The following is an 18,172-nucleotide window of genomic DNA, read 5'->3' on the forward strand; positions in this document are numbered from 1 at the left end:
AGCTTAGAAAAAACTACTTTTTAGGTAAGAGAACCTCCGTGACGGTAGACTGCCCACCATGCACACTGAGAAAGAAACTCCCAGCTCACAGCGCTTTCGGGGGGCGGCGCGCTCGACGTCGGGAGCGCAGCCTTCCCGCTTGTTGAATCTTTCTTTCGTCGTCTTCGCGGGCCTCGTGGGCGGAATCATTTCTCTGTTCTTTCTTGCGGACTCGCTCGCCGCCCTAGGCATCCCCGACCCAGGGCGTATGACAACGTTCGGCCTGCCCTTCTTCCGCGCTATCGCGTGGATGCTCATGGCGCTTTCTATCGGCTCCTTTATGTCGAGCGCCTTCTTTATCTACCCGGCGGTACCGGATAAGGACAACGAGCGTCTCATCAAGGCCACGCTCACCGTCGATGGGCACATCGCAGCGCGGACCGGCGCATGGGCGGCGGTGGGCGCCGCGGTGGTGTCTTTATTAGAGGTCCCTCTCGTCATGTCGGATCTCACCGGCACCCCGTTGGCCAAGGTTCTCAACCCAGAGCTGATGGGCATGGCAGTGGGGCAGATCGCGGCGTCGCAAGTCTGGCTGCTCACCGCAGCTATCGCAGTGGTTGTTGCCGTATCTGGTTTTGTCGCACGCACGTGGGCGGGCCAGGTCGGAACGTTTTTCTTGTCATTGTTGCTGACGGTGCCTCTCGGGATGGAGGGCCACTCGGCTTCCGGCGGCGATCATGACTACGGTACGAACTCGCTGCTGCTGCACCTGTTCTTCATCATGCTCTGGGTCGGTGGACTCATGGGGCTCATCGCCCATGGCCGCCGCCTTGGCCCAGATATGGGTGTGGCGGTGCGTCGCTATTCCACGGTCGCTTTGTTCTCCATCGTGGGGCTGGCAGCTACAGGCGTAGTTAATGCGCTGATTCGCGTTGAGTTCGGGGATCTGTTCACTACTCGATACGGCCTGTTGGTGCTGAGCAAAGCGGTGCTCACCGTGGTGTTGGCGGCCATCGGCTTCGTGCACCGACGGGTCACCATCCCTCACTTGAAGAGTTCGCCGCGCCTGTTTATCAGGGTGGCTGTGGTTGAGGTTCTCATCATGGCGGCGACCGTTGGCGTGGCCATCTCGATGGGCCGTACGCCGCCCCCGCCGCCGCGGGACCCGAATCTCAATGCCATGCAGATCCTGCTGGGCTATGAGCTTTTCGACGCCCCCACCGCCACCAACGTGTGGACCATGTTCCGCTTTGATCTCATGTTTGGCTCGCTGGGGATCGTGCTGGCCGGCTTCTACCTGTACGCGCTGTGGCGCCTCAAGCGCCGCGGGCTGACGTGGTCGGCAGGACGCACTGCGTGGTTCCTAGTGGGAGCGCTGGGCATGACGCTGATCATGAGCAATGGCATCGGCTTGTATATGCCGGCGCTGTACTCCATGCACATGTTGGTGCACATGATTCTGTCCATGGCAGTCCCGCTGTGCCTTGTGCTGGGCGCTCCGGTGACCTTAGTGATGGAAGCTTTTGAGCCTGGGGAGCCGGGCAAGCCCACGCTTCACGACGCTGCCGTCGCCCTCACCAAGGCTCGTACCTTGCGCATTCTTACGCATCCAGCGGTCAACGTTGTGCAGTTCCTGGCTTTCCTCTACGTGCTCTATCTTTTCCCGAACTTTTATGAGCTCGCCATTTCGGAACACGCTGGGCACGTGATCATGAACTGGGTCTTCCTGATCTCTGGCTACATCTACTACTGGGAGGTTATTGGCCCGGACCCGTTGCCGTGGCGCGCGCCGACGGGCATTCGCCTGCTCATCCTCTTCGTGTCGATGCCCCTGCACCTTTTTGCTGGCGTCTACCTCATGCAGATGCAAGTCATTCTGGGCTTGGACTTCTATGAGTCCTTGAGCTTGCCGTGGCACCCGGACTTTGTCACGGACCAACGAACCGGCGGCGGTATTTCCTGGGGCTTCGGCCAATTCCCGCTGGTGATTGTGTTTGGTTCGCTCTTCCTCGACTGGCTGCGGGAGGATCGTGCCACCGCTCGGCGCCATGATGCTAAGGCGGATATTGACGGTGATGCTGATTTGGAAAGCTATAACGCCATGCTCAAGCAGATGAGCGAAGGGGATGATTCCACCTTCCGCCAGCACTAGCGGGAGTGCGCACCCTGGGTGCGTGAAAAGGAGTCCTTACCGGGCGAAACGGATATGTTGTTGATGCTTTCAACAAGTTATCCACAGGTTCGCGGTGAGGCCATTGCGGGCGCGCTGATCGGTGGCGATGATGCGAGGTAAGGGAGGCGCATCGCTTCCTCGCATTGAAAAAGAGCACCAGCCACAAACAGCAAAGGAATCACGTAATGTCTCAATACCCAATTTCACTCACGGGGCGCCTGACTCACGACCCCCACCTGACCAAAATCAGCGAAACCATGTACAAGGCCCGCCTCCGCTTTGCTTCCTCGCGCAGCGTTCCGGAAAAGGATGACGAAGGCAAGACTGTGTGGCGGGAGCTGGACCTTAACTATATCGACGGTGAGGTGTGGGGTCAGTGCGCCATCAACGTTAAGAAGTCCCTGTTTAAGGGCATGCCGGTCTTTGTTATGGGCTCCATTGTCACGGACCGGTGGGAGGATAAGAACGGGGCAAAGCGCTCTAGGACCTATATCAAGATCGCCCACGTGGGCCTTGACCTCAACCGCTTCTGCATTACCTCCACCAAGATTGGTACCTCCTATGGTGAGGAGGGCAGCGAAGCCCTCTGGCTGGGGGAGAATCCGCCAGTACCGGATGTGGATTACACGGCACCGCCGAGTACTGCGGAGGATGAGGCATTGCCGGCTGCTCTGCAGTCGGGAGATACCCCGCAGGATACTGCGGCGGATCGTCAGCAAGCGCAGAGTGCGACCGAACCTCACCGAGAACCGGCGCCAGAAGAAGCTATGGCCTAAGGACGGGGGACTACCACCGCCCATGTGATGTACTCTTTGTACTGTTATTGACCAATCCTGACAGAAGTAAAGGGTGAAACATGGGCGAATTCATCTACACGATGAAAAACGTGCGTAAGGCCATCGGTGACAAGGTTATTTTGGACAATGTCACTATGGCTTTCTACCCGGGCGCCAAGATTGGCGTCGTGGGCCCCAACGGTGCAGGTAAGTCCTCGATCCTGAAAATTATGGCCGGCCTCGATCAGCCTTCCAACGGCGAGGCTTTCATTGACCCGGGCAAGACGGTCGGCATCCTCCTCCAGGAGCCGCCGCTCAATGAGGAGAAGACGGTCCGCGAGAACGTCGAAGAAGGCCTCGGGGAGATTTTCCAGAAGAAGCAGCGCTTCGAGGAGATCGCGGAAGAGATGGCCACCAACTACTCCGACGAGCTCATGGAAGAAATGGGCAAGCTGCAGGAGGAGCTCGACCACGCGGATGCGTGGGAGGTTGACTCCAAGATCGAGCAGGCCATGGAGGCACTGCGCTGCCCGCCGTCTGATGACCCGGTGACTAACCTGTCCGGTGGTGAGCGCCGCCGCGTCGCGCTGGCCAAGCTGCTGCTGAGTGAGCCGGACCTCCTGCTGCTCGACGAGCCCACTAACCACCTCGACGCCGAGTCCGTCCAGTGGCTGGAGAAGCACCTCGAGTCCTACCCGGGCGCCGTCCTGGCCGTGACCCACGACCGCTACTTCCTCGACCACGTCGCGGGCTGGATCTGTGAGGTTGATCGCGGCAAGCTCTACCCCTACGAGGGCAACTACTCCACTTACCTGGAGAAGAAGGCAGAGCGCCTCGAAGTTGCTGGTGCTAAGGACAAGAAGCTGCAGAAGCGCCTCAAGGAAGAACTCGCGTGGGTTCGTTCCGGTGCGAAGGCGCGCCAGGCCAAGAACAAGGCCCGTCTTCAGCGCTACGAGGAGATGGCTGCAGAAGCCGAGCAGTACAAGAAGCTCGACTTCGAGGAGATTCAGATTCCGACCCCGCCGCGCCTGGGCAACAAGGTTGTGGAGGTCAAGGACCTGACCAAGGGCTTCGATGGTCGCGTCCTTATTAAGGACCTGTCCTTCACCCTGCCGCGCAACGGCATCGTCGGTGTTATCGGCCCGAACGGTGTGGGTAAGTCCACCCTGTTCAAGACCATCGTGGGCCTGGAAGAGCCGGATTCCGGTTCTGTCACCGTCGGCGAGACCGTCAAGCTTTCCTACGTTGACCAGGGACGCGAAAACATTGATCCAGAGGCCACCGTGTGGGAGGTCGTCTCCGATGGGCTGGACTACATCCACGTTGGCCAGAACGAGATGCCGTCCCGCGCCTACCTCTCCGCATTCGGTTTTAAGGGCCCGGACCAGCAGAAGCCGTCTAAGGTTCTTTCCGGTGGTGAGCGCAACCGCCTGAACCTGGCCCTGACCCTCAAAGAGGGCGGCAACTTGATCCTCCTCGATGAGCCGACCAACGACTTGGACGTGGAAACCCTGGGCTCCCTGGAAAACGCGCTGGAAAAGTTCCCCGGCTGTGCCGTGGTTATTTCCCACGATCGCTGGTTCCTCGACCGCACCTGTACCCACATCCTGGCCTGGGAAGGCAACGTCGCGGAAGGCCAGTGGTTCTGGTTCGAGGGTAACTTCGGCGATTACGAGAAGAACAAGGTGGAGCGCCTCGGTGAGGACGCCGCCCGTCCGTCTCGCGTTACCCACCGCAAGCTCAGCCGCTAGGGCCGCTCAGCCCTAACACTCAAAGGAAATCTTCGGAAGGATTCTGGAATGCCCGCTCAGAATGTTGTGTCGGAGGAGACTAAGGACAACGTCCACGAGCTCACCGTGGGAGTGCGTTGGTCGGATTTCGACATGTACGGCCACATGATGAACGCCAACTTTATCGAGCTGGCACAGGAGGCGCGCTTGGCCTTTGCCATGCACCACTTCTATTCACGTGGCCTAAACATGGTGGCTTTTGTTCGCCACATCGACGCGGACTATGTTCGCCCCATCAAGTGGGATGGACGGCACGGCACGGTGACAGTGGAGACCACGGTGGTGCGCCTTGGAACTACGTCGTTTACCACTCGCCAGAAAATCAAGGACGCGCAGGGCCAGGTGGCCTGCGTCATCGACTGTGTGCAGGTCACCATTGATCCAGATACCCAGATGCCGCGAGAGGTTTCTGAGCAGGAGCGCACCATCATCCTGGAAAATGCTGTCGTCGAGTTGGACGAGCAGTAGGCGGCCAGCGCAATTATGGAGAGTGAATCCCTGACATTGCACAACGGCGGGGTGGGGCTGCAGGCCCTCCTCGCTCGTGCGACGGGGCTGGATGCCTCAGCGACGGTGCGCTTGCGTCAATACGACGCCACCCACGTTGAGGTTTTTGTCACGACCCCCTTCGACGTCGTCGTAGCGCGGCGCTGTGAAGGCGTCGTAGGCCGCGATGGGGCAGTGGTGTCGGCGCAGGCGCTTCTCGACGCCCTCCGCACCCCCGATCACCTCCTTGAGGAGGACGGGGCGGCCGTCCTTGACCTAGGCCCCGCGCGCGATCCCTCATGGCCGGGGGCCTTGCCGCCGGCACAGGGGTTCCGAGAGATTGATTCATTGCCTGTCGACGTCGTCCGTGACTTAGCGGATAAAGGTCGGCAGCTAGCTCGGCAATTCTCTGGTCCGATGGGACCTCCGAAAAGCCTGTTGAATCAAACCGTGCTCACCGTGGAGAGCGCGGAGACCCAAGTAGAGATTCCTATGCGGATGATCTTCGCCTGCACGAGTTTGGGTCTCATCCCGGGCTTTGCTGCGTCACTCACTATCCCCCGCCACCTGCGCGTGGCGGGCAAGGGCCGATGGGTGCGCCTCGACGCGCCCTTCGGCAGTGTTTATCACTCCACGCGGCTGTCTTTGTTCTAAAACGTCTCCAGCCTCGCCACCGCAGAGTCCGCGGCGGGGCGCAGCACCGCGGAAGAAAAACTGTGTGGTTTCTACGCCCTCAACGCAGCGTGATTTGCGTTACCATTAAGGGGTCGAATTCAGTTTCTTCAATAAAAGGAGATGGCTCGCACGATGCGTATTGCGGCACCCAAAGAAATCATGAACAACGAGAACCGCGTCGCTCTTACCCCGAGCGCTGCGCACGCACTCATCAAAGACGGCCATGAGGTTCTAGTGGAAACTGGGGCCGGAGAAGGCGCTTCTTTCCCGGACTCCGAGTATCAAGCTGTGGGCGCGACCATCGTCGCCACCGCTAAGGAGGCCTGGGCGGCGGACATGGTGGTCAAGGTCAAAGAACCGCTCGAGGCGGAATATGGCTATCTGCGCGAGGATCTGCTGCTCTTCACTTACCTCCACCTGGCGGCGGACCGTCCGTTGACGGACGCCCTCGTTGAGGCCGGAACCACCGCCGTGGCTTATGAGACCGTTACCGATGCCCGCGGCACCCTGCCGCTTTTGACACCGATGTCCCAGGTGGCTGGGCGCCTCGCCGTCATTGAGGGAACTCACCATCTGTTGTCCACGCAGGGTGGGCGTGGCTTGCTGGTCTCCGGCGTGCCGGGCACCCAACCGGCGCGAGTGGTGGTCATCGGCGGCGGCCAGGTTGGCGCGTCCGCGGTGGCTATGGCGCACGGCCTGCGCGCGGAAGTCACGGTGCTTGACCTTGACCCACACGTCCTGCAGCGCTTCGATGAGCAGTACCAGGGCGGCGTGCGCACCCTGGTGTCGGACCCTGCCACGCTGGAAGCGGAGCTTCTCGCCGCCGACCTCGTCATCGGCGCCGTCCTCGTCCCCGGCGCTGCTGCCCCGAAGTTGGTTCGGGAGGACGTGGTCAAGCGCATGAAGAAGGGCGCCGTGCTTGTCGACGTTGCCATTGACCAAGGCGGCTGCTTCGAGAACTCCCACAAGACCTCGCACGATGAGCCCACCTTCAAGGTGCACGACACCCTCTTCTACTGTGTTGCCAACATGCCGGGCGCGGTGGCGAACACCTCCGCGCGCGCACTCGGCTCGGCCACGTTGCCGTACATGCGCGCCCTGGCTGCCGGCGGCTTCGACGGCGCAGTCGAGCGCTTCCCGGGCTTGGCTAATGGCCTGATGACCCGCGGGGGAGAGCTGGTGTCTCAGCCAGTAAAGGACGCCTTCGGGCTTTAGGGTGCGCGGTTGATGAGCATCGCCGCTACTCGCTCCATATGGTCCCAAATCATCGCACGGTAGGCCGGCGGGATGGTCTCCTCGTCGATCTGCGCCAAGGAATTGCCCATGAGCTCGAGCCAGCGATCATGAGCAGCTATGTCGATGGGGTAGGGCGCGTGGCGCATGCGCAGGCGCGGGTGACCGCGATTCTCTGAGAAGAGCTGGGGTCCGCCCCAGTACTGCACGAGGAACCAGGTCAGACGTTTTTCCGCGCCCTCCCAATCCTGCTGCGGGTACATCGGCCCGATGAGATCATCGTCGCGCACCTGTGCATAGAAACCACCGACGAGTTTCTCAAAAGTCTCCATTCCACCGACGGCTTCGTACACGCTCGTTGGTTGCACGCCTAATCTTCCTTTCGCGTCAGGCTGGGTTCTTCCAAATCAAAGATAGCCATCCCTCGCGGGTAGGGCGTGGTAATTCCTTCCGTATGCATGGCGGTGAGGATTTTCGCCTGCATCGCGCGCTGCACGTCCCATTGTTTGCCCGGTAGCGTCTTGACGGAAACGCGGTAGGACATGTGGTCAACTTCCAAACCGGACATGCCATTGACCGTAGGTTTGGCCAGGATGAAGCCCTTGATTTCGGGGTCGCGGGCGGCGTCCTCTGCTGCGGAGGTGATGACTTCGACTGCGCGGGTGGGGTCGTTACTCAGTGCGATGGGGACTTGCACGCGGGCGACGGAGTAGCGGTCGGAATGGTTGGCCACCTGCAAGATTTCGCCGTTGCGGACGTACCATAGCGCGCCATCGATATCGCGGACCGTGGTAATACGTAGGGAAATTGACTCCACGTCGCCGAAGACCCCGTTTCCGAGGTCGATGGTGTCACCGATGCCGTACTGGTCTTCCATGAGCATGAAGATGCCGGACAGGAAGTCCTTGACCAGCGCTTGGGCGCCGAAACCAAGGGCGACACCAACCACGCCGGCTGAGGCTACGAGCGGGGCGACGTTGACTCCGAGCTTGTCCAAGATAGCGAGCGCTGCCCAGACCCAGACGAATATGGCAACCGCGGAGCGTCCAACGCCGGCGAGGGTCTGGATGCGGGAGGTGCGCCGAGCCTCCTGTGTTTGCTCGAGGACTTTGTCGGTTGTTCGGTGCGCTTTGCGCGGGGAGAGCGGCGAGCTGAGCTTGCCCTTCTTGATGCTGTTATCAGCCAGCTTGGTGATGAGTCGGCGCAGCAGCCAGCTGCCGATGATGGCGACGATGAGGATGAGCGCGATGCCGATGGGTTTGTCGATGAGCCAGGACTGCATGTTTTCTGTTTGCCACCAGCGGGTGACTGCGTCGACAGCCCCGTCGGTTGGCTCGGAGGAAGCGCTTAGGTATGCGGTTGGTCTGGTCACGTGTGTCCTTTCTGCTATCGCTCACAACTGACGCTTACCGATGGTAGGGAAGAGAGCTGAATATAAAAAGCTTGTCTTTCCCGCGACTGAACAGCTTGGTCTAGAATTGTGCCTCATGACTGACAACCGCACCCTTGGCTTTTCCTCTCGTTCAATCCATGCCGGTTACCAGCCGGATCCCTACATGGGATCCATCAACGTACCGATCTACGCCTCCACGACCTACCAACAGGACGGCCTCGCGCAGTTGCGCGGCGGCTATGAGTACGGGCGAGTGGCTAACCCCACCGTTCATTCTCTGGAGAAGACCCTCGCGGCGCTGGAGAATGCCGAGTATGCGCGCTGTTTCGCCACGGGCATGGCGGCCGTCGATACCCTCATTCGGATTCTTGTTCGTCCAGGTGACCACGTCATCCTCGGCAACGATGCCTATGGCGGCATGTACCGCCTCCTGCATCATGACTACGGCGAGTGGGGCATCGAGCTGTCCATCGTCAATACCGCCGATACCGCGGCGGTGGAGGCGGCGTTGAAAGAGAACACCAAGCTCATTTGGTTGGAGACCCCAACCAACCCAGCGACGACGATCACGGATATCGCCGCAGTCTCTGAGGTTGTTAAGGCGGCTGGCGACGTTCAGATTGTCGTCGACAACACCTTTGCCACGCCCTACCTGCAGAATCCTTTGGAGCTGGGCGCGGACCACGTCCTGCACTCCACCACGAAGTACCTGGGCGGCCACTCGGATGTGCTGGGCGGTGCGGTTGTGACCAACTCCGCGGAGATGGATGAGCGCCTGCTGTATTTCCAGGGCAACGTCGGCGCGGTGTCCTCGCCTTTCGACGCCTACCTCACCGCCCGCGGCATCAAAACCCTTGAAGTGCGGATGGACCGCCACTGTTCCAATGCGCAGGCCGTGGCCGAGTTCTTGGAATCCCGCCCGGAGGTCAAGCAGGTTCTCTACCCGGGTCTGCCCTCGCATCCGGGCCACGAGTTGGCTAAGAAGCAGATGCGTGGCTTCGGCGGGATGATGTCCGTGCGCTTCCACAGCGAGGAGCACGCCCGCCAGATTTGTCTCAACACCAAGCTCATCTCGCTGGCTGAGTCCCTCGGCGGTGTCGAGTCCCTCATTGAGCACCCGCAGAACATGACGCACATTTCCGCTGAGGGCTCCGAGCTCGTGCCACCGGCGGACCTCGTGCGCATCTCGGTGGGCATCGAGTCCATCGATGACTTGCTCGCGGACCTGGAGCAGGCCCTCGACGCCCTTCACTAAAACCGCCGAAGCGCCAAGGTTTTGAGCCTCGGCGCTTTCGCTGTGTGTGATTAGAGGGAATTGAGCAGGGAGCCGGCCGTGCGGTCGGTCTCCTGCAGCATGAGTGGGTCCGTTCCGGGCATGGGGGAAATGGTGGTGTCCGGCCACTGCGAATAGGTGGGGATGCCCACGATGTGCAAGCGCGGGTCCTCGGCGCCACCGGGGTTGACTGCGCGGCGGTTCCACGTCGTCTCCGGCGAGCCTGTGGCCTGCCCGTGGTCGACGAACGCGCGAACACGCCCGTTGAGGGACACCGCAAGGGGGTCACCGGCGCGGCGGACATCGGGGGAGTGCATCCAGGCGTCGATAAGCCAGGCGGAGGAAGCCTCGTTGTGCACGGTGCGCAGCGTGAACTTCTCTCCGATCTCTATCTGGGGGCGCTGCCCCAGGAAGGTGACGAGGCCGGCGTCGACAAGCGCGAGCAGCTGGCGGGTGCGGAAGAGCGGCGGACCCGACCCCACCATCTGCCCGAAGGCCATGAACTCCTTGAAGGTGCTGGTGCGCGACTCCCACGTCATCCGGCCTTCCGAGCCGGCAATCGACGAGGGCTTGCGCGCGGCCGAGATAGCCCACAGCGCGGACTTCAGCGGGGAATCGGCGGCGGCGACGGCCTCGATGATGTCGCGTGCTAGGCCTTCGGCAATGTACTCGGTGACCTCACCACCGGTGAAATCATCGAGCGGGTTCGCCCAGTGCGCAAGATCTAACGGCTGGGCGGAGGAACCCTCGAGGGCTACGGTGAGCTGGTCCGCCATGCCTGTCAGGTCGTCGGCATCCACCGCGGTGGCGTCGATGGTGGCGATGATATCCGCGAGGGGGCGCTGCGGGGCATCGGGTGCGACCCGCGCCTGGTTCTCGTAGTACTCGGCGTAGGCATCGCGCAGAATGTGCGGCAGTAGTTGCGTGCCGAAGTTCAGCTCAGCCTCCGGATCCAGGGCGGCCACCGCGGCGCGGAAGCGGGTCAGGGCGGCCTTCGGCGGCAGCGCGTGGTATTCCGACTTCGGGATATAAGGGTAGCCGCGGCCGGAGGAGACGATGAAGTGCGGCTCCTCACCGCTGGGCTCGTAGCGCAGCCCGGAGCGCGTGGAGGGATCCTCCACAAACTCACCACCGCGGTCGATGGTGAGCAGCGCCATGATGTCGAAAAAGCCCATACCCAGGCCGCGGACCAGGACCTTCTCGCCCGCGGGGACCGCAGACACCGGCTGTTCGACGGGGTTGTCTGGCCGCACCCAATGCAGGTCCGAGTGTGCAGCCTCCGCCAGGGGGCGTTCGGACTCGCTCAGCGCGGGCACCTGCCAGCCGTAGGCCAGGACGGTGGCGTCGGCGGTGACGGTGGAGGCGTCGGAAAGTGCTATGACATCGTGGTCCTCAGCGGCTTCGATGGACAGCGCGCGGGCGCGGTGCTGGACGACGTCCACGCTCTCCGGCAGCTGCGCCAGCGCAACCTCAAAGACCCACTCCAGGTAGGCGCCGTAAAGCGCGCGGGAGGGGTTGGACTCCGGGCGGGTGTGCGCGAGCTCTTCGGCAAAGGAAGCAGCGAGCTCCTCGCGCGGCGGGTGGGAATCATAAAGCTCCAGCTTGGCAGGCGCGATGTCGGGGCGCTCGCCGCGCAGGAGCTGGATCCACTCGTAGAGGATGGGGCCCTCGAGGACCGGCGCGGTGGTGGTGGAACTGGGCTCGGTGAACAGAGTGACCGCGCCGGCCAGCGTGTTCATGCACAACGTGCGGGTCTGCTCCGTATCCCAAATGCGGCCAGCGCCCAGCGGGGCATCATCGATGATGTGGAGGTGCAGGGGTGACTCAAGGGGGGTCGCGCGCAGGTGGGCCGCGAGGCGCTCGACCAGCGAGATGCCGCGCGGGCCGGCCCCGACGATGGCGATGGAGGGCATAAAAATCAACCTCAAACTTTTAGACTGTTCTGTCTAGTGGAATAATACCGGTCAGTATGCGTTGTGTTAAATCCGTAGACACAATTCAAACCGACTATCTACTCTCTGAAAGCAATACCGTGAAAACCCTACGCGCACTCGCCGCCACCCTGGCAGCGGCCTTCGCCTTAGCAGGCTGCTCCGCCGCGGAGCGGCCGGACGGGGAGGACAACGTCCTCACCTACCTAGAGCCGCAGTTCTTCCGCACGCTCTACCCGCCGGCCGCCGGCTTTTATCCCAACGGTGGCGTGGTCAACCAGCTGACCGATCGTCTCCTGTACCAAGACCCCGAGACCCTCGAACTTTCGCCGTGGATTGCCACGGAGATGCCCAAAGTCAACGCCGATGCTACGGAGTACACGTTTAATATCCGCACCGACGTCACCTACTCCGACGGTTCCCCGCTAACTGCCGAAAACGTCGTGGCCAATTTCGATCTCTTCGGCCGCGGCGATAAGTCCCGCACGCTGACCAGCTCAGAGCAGATCGCCAACTATGACCACGGCGAGGTCGTGGACGAGGACACCGTGAAGTTCTACTTCACCCAGCCTTCCCCGGGCTTCCTCCAGGCCACCTCTGCCTACAACGCCGGCCTGCTCTCCGATTCAACGCTGGCCTTGGACAACGAGGGCTTCGGTCCCGGCAACGCGGTCAACGTCATTGGCTCGGGCCCCTTCGTGGTGGAATCGGAAGAAATCGGCACCGACCTCAAGCTCAAGACCCGCGAGGACTATGACTGGGCCCCGCCGGCCGTGAAGCACCAAGGCCGCGCGGAGATCGACGGCGTCCACTACATCCTCGCCGCCGAGGAATCCGTGCGCACCGGCGCTATTCTCTCCGGTCAGGCCGATATCGCCCGCCAAATCTCCGCCCCGCAGGAGCCGCTGCTAAAGGAAGAGGGCATCAACATCATCGCCCGCGGCACCAACTCCATGAACAACCAGTTCGCCTTCCGCTTCGACCACCCGTTGCTGCAGGACAAGCGCGTGCGCGAGGCCATCATCCACGGCGTGGACCGCGAGGAAATCCTCCGCGTGCTCTTCTCCGAGTCCTACCCGCTGGCCACCTCGACGGTGGCCAAGACCGGCCTGGCCTACAAGGACCAGTCCGCCGCCTATACCTTCGATCCCGAGGAATCCAAGCGGCTTCTCGACGAGGCCGGTTGGGAACCCGGGCCGGACGGCATCCGCGTCAAGGACGGCCAGCGCCTTGTCCTGCGCACCAACACCGCCTTGCCGCAGCCGCGTTCTAAGGAAGTCATGACCATGGTGCAGGACCAGCTGGGTGAGCTGGGCATCGACATCCAGGTCAACGCGGGTGATCAGGCCACGCAGAACGCCGATGCCAAGGACGTCGACAAGGTGCAGATCTACCACTCGATGGTGGGTCGCGCCGACTATGACGTCATCACCTCGCTCTACGGCATCAACAACCGCGACGCCTTCCTCAACCAGGACGCGGAGGGCACCCCAATCGACGCGCACCTGCAGGAGCTTCTCGACGCCGTCCTCGACACCCCCGACAAAGAAGGCCGCATCAAGGCCACGGAAGAAGTCCAGGACTACATCACCGAGCAGGCCTATGCGCTGCCGCTCTTTGAGGAACCCGTGGTCTACGCCGTCCGGCCAGGTATTTCGGGCTTCAGCCCGGAATCGGTGGCGCGCCCCTGGTTCTACGAGGTCAGCATCGAGGCCGCGTCGAATGAGGAGGAGAAATAAATGACAACCCGCCAGATTTTCAGCCGCATTGGGCAGGCCCTCCTCGTGCTGCTCATTACCTACACCGTGGCCTTCCTGCTCCTGTCGGCGCTGCCATCGGATGCCGTCCAGTCGCGCTTCGGCGACCCCGCCCTGGGCCTGTCCCAGGCGGAGATTGACGCCATCCGGGAGGAGATGGGCGTCGACAAGCCGCTCGTGGTGCAGTACTTCACGTCTCTGGGTGGCTTCCTCACCGGGCACTTCGGCAACTCCACGCAGTCGGGCGCCCCGGTAGCCACGCTGCTTGCCGACGCCCTTCCCCACACCCTCATCCTCGCCGCCAGCGCCATCGGCTTGGCACTCATCGTGGCCGTGCTCGTGGCCTTCCTAGCGACGCTGCCCGGTCTCGGCGCCATCGGCTCCTTCTTCCGGGGCCTGCCTTCCTTCATGGTGTCGCTGCCCGGCTTCTGGATTGCCATCCTGCTTATCCAGTTCTTTTCTTTCCAGCTGGGCTGGGTGCGCGTCATCGAACCCGGCAGCGTGGAGGGCCTCATCCTGCCTACCTTGACGCTGTCGGTTCCTATGGCCGCGCCGCTGATTCAGGTGCTGATCCGCTCCATCGATGAGACACAATCGCGGCCCTTCGTCCAGGCGGTGCGCGCACGCGGTGCCTCGGAGGCGTGGATCTTCTGGCGAACTGTCCTGCGCAATTCGCTGCTGCCCACCTTGACCATGGCGGGCCTGCTCTTCGGTGAGCTCGTCGGCGGTGCCGTGGTGACCGAAACCGTCTTTGGCCGCACCGGCTTGGGCTACATGGTGGCGCAGGCCGTGGCGAACCGCGATACCCCGGTGCTGCTGGCCGTGGTTCTCATCGCTGCGACCTCCTACATCATCATCAACCTCGTGGTGGACCTGCTCTACCCGGTGCTGGATCCGCGCCTGCGCGCCAGCGCCCCGGAGCGCCGCGCTACCGCCGCTGAAGAAAGGAAGGTGCGCTCATGAGCATGACGCACACCAAACCGCTGCGTTCTACACGGGCGCCGCGCCGCCACACCGCGAACCCGTGGCTCGCGCCGGGTTCCATCATCGCCATCGTGATCCTCGTGATCGCTTTCCTGGCCGCGCTCTTCCCAAGTCTGTTTACCTCGGCCGACCCTTATGCGGGCACCGACGTAGCTCTGTTGGCGCCGGGGGAGTCCGGCCACCTCATGGGCACGGACGCGGTGGGCCGCGATCTCTACGCGCGCATCGTCTACGGTGCCCGCCAGTCGCTCCTCGGCGCGCTGATCGCCGTGGCCGTCGGCCTGGTCGTCGGCACGCTCATCGGACTTCTCGCCGGCTCCCTGCGAGGAGCGGTGGACACCGTCCTCATGCGCGTGGTCGACGTGCTTCTTTCTATCCCCGGCATCCTGTTGTCGCTGTCCATCATCATCGTGCTGGGCTTTGGCTCCGTGCAGGCAGCGGTGGCCGTCGGTGCGACGTCCGTGGCGGCCTTCGCGCGCCTGGCCCGCTCCCAGGTGATCACCGTGGCCAGCTCGGACTACATCGAGGCCGCATACGGCGCCGGTGCCACCCACGCCACGGTGCTCTTGCGCCACATCCTTCCCAACTCACTCACGCCTGTCATCGCCCTGGCTACCCTGCAGTTCGGCACCGCGATCCTGCAGCTGTCCATCCTCGGCTTCCTGGGCTACGGCGCCCCGCCGCCGACCCCGGAATGGGGCCTCATTATCGCCGAAGGCCGCGACTTCATGGCCACCGCCTGGTGGCTCATCATCCTGCCCGGCATCGCGCTGGTCGCCGTGGTGATGTCCGCCAACCGCCTGTCCCAAAACTTCCCCGTGGAGGCCTAACATGTCTGTTACAAAAAATGCAGCGCAGCCCCTGCTGCGCGTGCGGGACCTCAACGTGTCCTATTCCACCGCAGGTGGTGACGTTTCCGCCGTACAAGGCGTCAACCTCGAGGTTCACCCGGGGCAGATGACCGCCATCGTGGGCGAGTCCGGCTCCGGCAAGACCACCTCGGCTATGGCAGCCATCGGTTTGCTGCCCTCGAATGCCACCATTGATGCCGGAACAATCACCTTCGATGGTCGCGATATAACCTCGCTGCGCCGGCGCCAGTGGCTTGAGCTGCGAGGGCGACGCATCGGGCTGATCCCGCAGGACCCGAACAACTCCCTCAACCCGGTGCAGACCATCGGCGCCTCGGTGGAGGAGGGGCTGCGCATCCACAAGGTGGGCAGCGCCGCCGAGCGCAAGGCAAAGGCCCTGGAGTTGCTGGAGCGCGTCGGCATCGATGACCCTGAGCGCCGCTATCACCAGTACCCGCACGAGCTGTCCGGCGGCATGAAGCAGCGCGTGCTCATCGCCGCCGCCGTGGCGCTGGAGCCCGACCTCATCATCGCCGACGAGCCCACCTCCGCTCTCGACGTCACCGTTCAGAAGATCATCCTCGATCTCCTCGATGACATGCGCGCGGAGCTCGGCATGGGCATCCTCTTCATCACCCACGACCTCGCCGTGGCCGGTGACCGCGCCGACCGCGTCGTGGTTATGGAGTCCGGTCAGCTGCGCGAGGAGGGCCTGGCCGCCACGGTGCTGACGAACCCGCGCCACGACTACACCAAACGCCTGCTTGCCGACGCCCCCTCCCTCACCGTCGCCGACACCGGCCCAGCAGCTACGTCGCGCAACGCCGGCGTCAAGACCGACACAACCACTGACCGCACCGCGGGCGAACCCTTGGTGCGGGTGGAGGGCCTGACCCAGCGCTTCGGTGATTTCACCGCGGTAGATGGCATCTCCTTTACCGTGGCCAAGGGCTCGACCCACGCCATCGTGGGTGAATCCGGTTCCGGCAAGACCACGACGGGGCGCAGCATCGCCATGTTCAACACCCCGACTTCCGGCAGCATCACCGTGGGCGGCCGCGACATCGTGGGCCTGCGCGGTAAGGCCTTGCGCGAAGAGCGCAACAACATCCAGCTGGTCTACCAGAACCCCTACGGCTCCCTGGACCCCAAGCAGTCCATCGGCCAGACGGTGGCGGAGCCGCTGCGGAACTTGAAGGGGGCGCGTGCAAGCGCGGCCAAGGAAAAGGCCAAGGAGTTCTTGGACCTGGTGGCGCTGAACCCGGATTATTACGACCGCCGTCCGCGCGAGCTCTCCGGCGGCCAGCGCCAACGTGTGGCCATCGCGCGCGCCATGATCGTGGAACCGGAGCTGGTCATCCTCGACGAGGCAGTCTCCGCCCTCGACGTCACCGTGCAGGCCCAGATCCTGCGGCTGCTGGCGCGGCTGCAGGAGGAGCTCGGCCTGACCTACATTTTCATCTCGCACGACCTCGCGGTGGTCAACCAAATCTCCGATACCGTCTCGGTGCTCTCGAAGGGGCAGCAGGTGGAATCTGGTCCCACGGCCGAGGTCTTTAGCAACCCACAGTCACCGTTTACCCAAAAGCTCATCGAGGCCATCCCCGGCTCACGCTATCGCGCCGGCGACCTCAACCTGGGTCTGTAGCCTGGGGCGAACACAAGAAAGGATTAATTCATGGCAGACATCATTAACCTGTTGGCGGGTGTTGAGGGGGACGTCGCCAAGCTGCGCGAGCGCCGGCCCGAGGCCAAGGAGAACGCACAGGCCTCCTTCGCCGCGCTCCTCGAGCCTGCGGAGCCCGGTACGTTCAGCTATGCGGAGCGCTACGCTATCGCTACCTTTGTGGCGGGCGTGTACCAGGCGACGCCTGCCGTCGCCTTTTATTCTGACCTGCTGGCGGAGGAGTCGGAGGAGCTTGCCGCCGAAATATCTCGCGCGGTGGAGCGCGGCATCACCACCGGCCCGTATATTGATGGCGGCTTCACGCTTTTCGACGGCTCCCCGCGCCTCGCCGCCGCCCTCGACTTCGCCCACCTGCTGGTCTTCCACCCCAAGGACGCCTCCCCGGCTGCGATTGGTCACCTGCAGGCGGCCGGCTGGTCTGACGATGACATCGTGACGCTGGCGCAGCTGGTCAGCTTCCTGTCTTTTCAGCTGCGCGTGGCGCACGGCCTCTCCGTGCTTGCCGGTACCGCGCAGCCCGCGCCCGTGACTGAGGCGCCGCGTCCCACCCAGACCCCGGAGTGGGTGCCGGGGGAGGGGACGTTGGTGCCGGACGCCGCCAAGCCGCAGGGCTTTGTGGCGCACTCGCTGGGTTGGAAGCCGTGGGTGCCGCCGCAGCCGAAGGAGGAGTTCACAGACGCGCAGCGCGATGCGCTCATTAAGCCCGAGCGCATCGATATGGAGTACTTCCGTCTGCTCGCCCGCGATCCGGCCGCGCTCAAGGCGCGCACGCTCACGGACCTGGACATCTTCTACAACACCGACGGCGGACTCGGCCGCGCCGAGCGTGAGCTGGCCGCCACGGTGGTATCGCGTCTCAACGGTTGCGAGTACTGCGCGTCGGTGCACCAGCAGCGCGCCAAGGAAGAGGGCGGTGACGCCGCGGCGATTGACCGTCTGCTCGAGGAGGGCGTAGATGCTGACCTGGGCTCGGCGCAGTGGTCCGCCATTCGCGATGCCGCCCTGGCCCTGACCGAGTCACCCTTTGCCTTCGACGCCTCCCACGTTGAACGCCTCGAGGCCGTGGGATTCGATACCCTAGCCATCATCGATGTCATCAACTCCACCGCGTTCTTCAACTGGGCCAACCGCCTGATGCTGACGCTAGGGGAGCCGGATGTGCCGAAGCGCTTCCGCTAACGAGA

15 protein-coding genes are annotated in these 18,172 nt (G+C 63.0%); 12 read left to right on the forward strand and 3 right to left on the reverse strand.

Translation table 11 applies throughout. The features are described from left to right. Positions 1-58: 58 nt before the first annotated feature. From M5J06_RS06110 to ald, 6 genes are all read left to right on the forward strand, one after another. A complete protein-coding gene (locus tag M5J06_RS06110) occupies positions 59-2,131 on the forward strand; it encodes a bifunctional copper resistance protein CopD/cytochrome c oxidase assembly protein (RefSeq protein WP_070563726.1) in 2,073 nt (690 codons plus the stop codon). Between the two features lie 206 nt (positions 2,132-2,337). After that, complete coding sequence (locus M5J06_RS06115) at positions 2,338-2,928, forward strand: single-stranded DNA-binding protein (RefSeq protein ID WP_250224206.1); 591 nt, start codon at positions 2,338-2,340, stop codon at positions 2,926-2,928. 80 nt (positions 2,929-3,008) lie between these two features. Further along, positions 3,009-4,679, forward strand: coding sequence for an energy-dependent translational throttle protein EttA (gene ettA, locus M5J06_RS06120; RefSeq protein ID WP_070522290.1), 1,671 nt, complete (start codon positions 3,009-3,011; stop codon positions 4,677-4,679). Positions 4,680-4,727: 48 nt separating this feature from the next. Then, complete coding sequence (locus M5J06_RS06125) at positions 4,728-5,186, forward strand: acyl-CoA thioesterase (protein ID WP_070531521.1); 459 nt, start codon at positions 4,728-4,730, stop codon at positions 5,184-5,186. 15 nt (positions 5,187-5,201) lie between these two features. Then, entirely contained in the window at positions 5,202-5,858 is a 657-nt protein-coding gene (locus tag M5J06_RS06130) for a DUF8185 domain-containing protein (RefSeq protein WP_250224207.1), read from the forward strand. A gap of 153 nt (positions 5,859-6,011) precedes the next feature. Then, positions 6,012-7,094, forward strand: coding sequence for an alanine dehydrogenase (gene ald, locus M5J06_RS06135; RefSeq protein WP_250224208.1), 1,083 nt, complete (start codon positions 6,012-6,014; stop codon positions 7,092-7,094). Here the strand turns inward: ald and M5J06_RS06140 are convergent. Continuing rightward, positions 7,091-7,480, reverse strand: coding sequence for a globin (locus M5J06_RS06140; RefSeq protein WP_367615194.1), 390 nt, complete (start codon positions 7,478-7,480; stop codon positions 7,091-7,093). The genes ald and M5J06_RS06140 overlap by 4 nt on opposite strands. A gap of 2 nt (positions 7,481-7,482) precedes the next feature. Further along, positions 7,483-8,484 carry a mechanosensitive ion channel family protein gene (locus M5J06_RS06145; RefSeq protein WP_250224209.1) on the reverse strand — a complete coding sequence of 334 codons (1,002 nt, stop codon included), beginning with the start codon at positions 8,482-8,484 and terminating at the stop codon, positions 7,483-7,485. 115 nt (positions 8,485-8,599) lie between these two features. Between M5J06_RS06145 and M5J06_RS06150 the strand changes: the two genes are divergently transcribed. Next, positions 8,600-9,760, forward strand: coding sequence for a cystathionine gamma-synthase (locus M5J06_RS06150; RefSeq protein WP_250224210.1), 1,161 nt, complete (start codon positions 8,600-8,602; stop codon positions 9,758-9,760). Between the two features lie 50 nt (positions 9,761-9,810). Here the strand turns inward: M5J06_RS06150 and M5J06_RS06155 are convergent, their stop codons facing one another. After that, positions 9,811-11,691, reverse strand: coding sequence for an FAD/NAD(P)-binding protein (locus M5J06_RS06155; protein ID WP_250224211.1), 1,881 nt, complete (start codon positions 11,689-11,691; stop codon positions 9,811-9,813). Between the two features lie 56 nt (positions 11,692-11,747). Here M5J06_RS06155 and M5J06_RS06160 point away from each other — a divergent pair, with 56 nt between their 5' ends. From M5J06_RS06160 to M5J06_RS06180, 5 genes are read left to right on the forward strand one after another with little or no spacing between them, the layout of a single operon-like run. Beyond that, positions 11,748-13,448, forward strand: coding sequence for a TIGR04028 family ABC transporter substrate-binding protein (locus tag M5J06_RS06160; RefSeq protein ID WP_250224212.1), 1,701 nt, complete (start codon positions 11,748-11,750; stop codon positions 13,446-13,448). Continuing rightward, on the forward strand, positions 13,449-14,429 hold the full coding sequence (locus M5J06_RS06165) for an ABC transporter permease (RefSeq protein ID WP_250224213.1): 981 nt from the start codon (positions 13,449-13,451) through the stop codon (positions 14,427-14,429). Further along, complete coding sequence (locus M5J06_RS06170; protein ID WP_250224214.1) at positions 14,426-15,280, forward strand: ABC transporter permease; 855 nt, start codon at positions 14,426-14,428, stop codon at positions 15,278-15,280. Before M5J06_RS06165 ends, M5J06_RS06170 begins: the two co-directional genes overlap by 4 nt. A 1-nt stretch (position 15,281) precedes the next feature. Beyond that, positions 15,282-16,949: a dipeptide ABC transporter ATP-binding protein gene (locus M5J06_RS06175; protein ID WP_250224215.1), complete on the forward strand. Its 1,668-nt coding sequence runs from the start codon at positions 15,282-15,284 to the stop codon at positions 16,947-16,949. A gap of 30 nt (positions 16,950-16,979) precedes the next feature. Beyond that, on the forward strand, positions 16,980-18,167 hold the full coding sequence (locus M5J06_RS06180; protein WP_250224216.1) for an alkylhydroperoxidase domain protein: 1,188 nt from the start codon (positions 16,980-16,982) through the stop codon (positions 18,165-18,167). Positions 18,168-18,172 lie beyond the last annotated feature (5 nt).

The sequence above is a fragment of the Corynebacterium intestinale genome (assembly GCF_023574125.1).
Taxonomy (GTDB): Bacteria; Actinomycetota; Actinomycetes; order Mycobacteriales; family Mycobacteriaceae; genus Corynebacterium; species Corynebacterium hesseae.

What these genes read in the sequence shown, in the direction of transcription:
- M5J06_RS06130 (WP_250224207.1), top strand. Translation starts at nt 5,202, where the DNA reads ATGGAGAGTGAATCCCTGACATTGCACAACGGCGGGGTGGGGCTGCAG.
- M5J06_RS06175 (WP_250224215.1), top strand. Translation starts at nt 15,282, where the DNA reads ATGTCTGTTACAAAAAATGCAGCGCAGCCCCTGCTGCGCGTGCGGGAC.
- M5J06_RS06165 (WP_250224213.1), top strand. Translation starts at nt 13,449, where the DNA reads ATGACAACCCGCCAGATTTTCAGCCGCATTGGGCAGGCCCTCCTCGTG.
- M5J06_RS06150 (WP_250224210.1), top strand. Translation starts at nt 8,600, where the DNA reads ATGACTGACAACCGCACCCTTGGCTTTTCCTCTCGTTCAATCCATGCC.
- ald (WP_250224208.1), top strand. Translation starts at nt 6,012, where the DNA reads ATGCGTATTGCGGCACCCAAAGAAATCATGAACAACGAGAACCGCGTC.
- M5J06_RS06155 (WP_250224211.1), bottom strand. Translation starts at nt 11,691, where the DNA reads ATGCCCTCCATCGCCATCGTCGGGGCCGGCCCGCGCGGCATCTCGCTG.
- M5J06_RS06115 (WP_250224206.1), top strand. Translation starts at nt 2,338, where the DNA reads ATGTCTCAATACCCAATTTCACTCACGGGGCGCCTGACTCACGACCCC.
- M5J06_RS06160 (WP_250224212.1), top strand. Translation starts at nt 11,748, where the DNA reads ATGCGTTGTGTTAAATCCGTAGACACAATTCAAACCGACTATCTACTC.
- ettA (WP_070522290.1), top strand. Translation starts at nt 3,009, where the DNA reads ATGGGCGAATTCATCTACACGATGAAAAACGTGCGTAAGGCCATCGGT.
- M5J06_RS06125 (WP_070531521.1), top strand. Translation starts at nt 4,728, where the DNA reads ATGCCCGCTCAGAATGTTGTGTCGGAGGAGACTAAGGACAACGTCCAC.
- M5J06_RS06180 (WP_250224216.1), top strand. Translation starts at nt 16,980, where the DNA reads ATGGCAGACATCATTAACCTGTTGGCGGGTGTTGAGGGGGACGTCGCC.
- M5J06_RS06110 (WP_070563726.1), top strand. Translation starts at nt 59, where the DNA reads ATGCACACTGAGAAAGAAACTCCCAGCTCACAGCGCTTTCGGGGGGCG.
- M5J06_RS06170 (WP_250224214.1), top strand. Translation starts at nt 14,426, where the DNA reads ATGAGCATGACGCACACCAAACCGCTGCGTTCTACACGGGCGCCGCGC.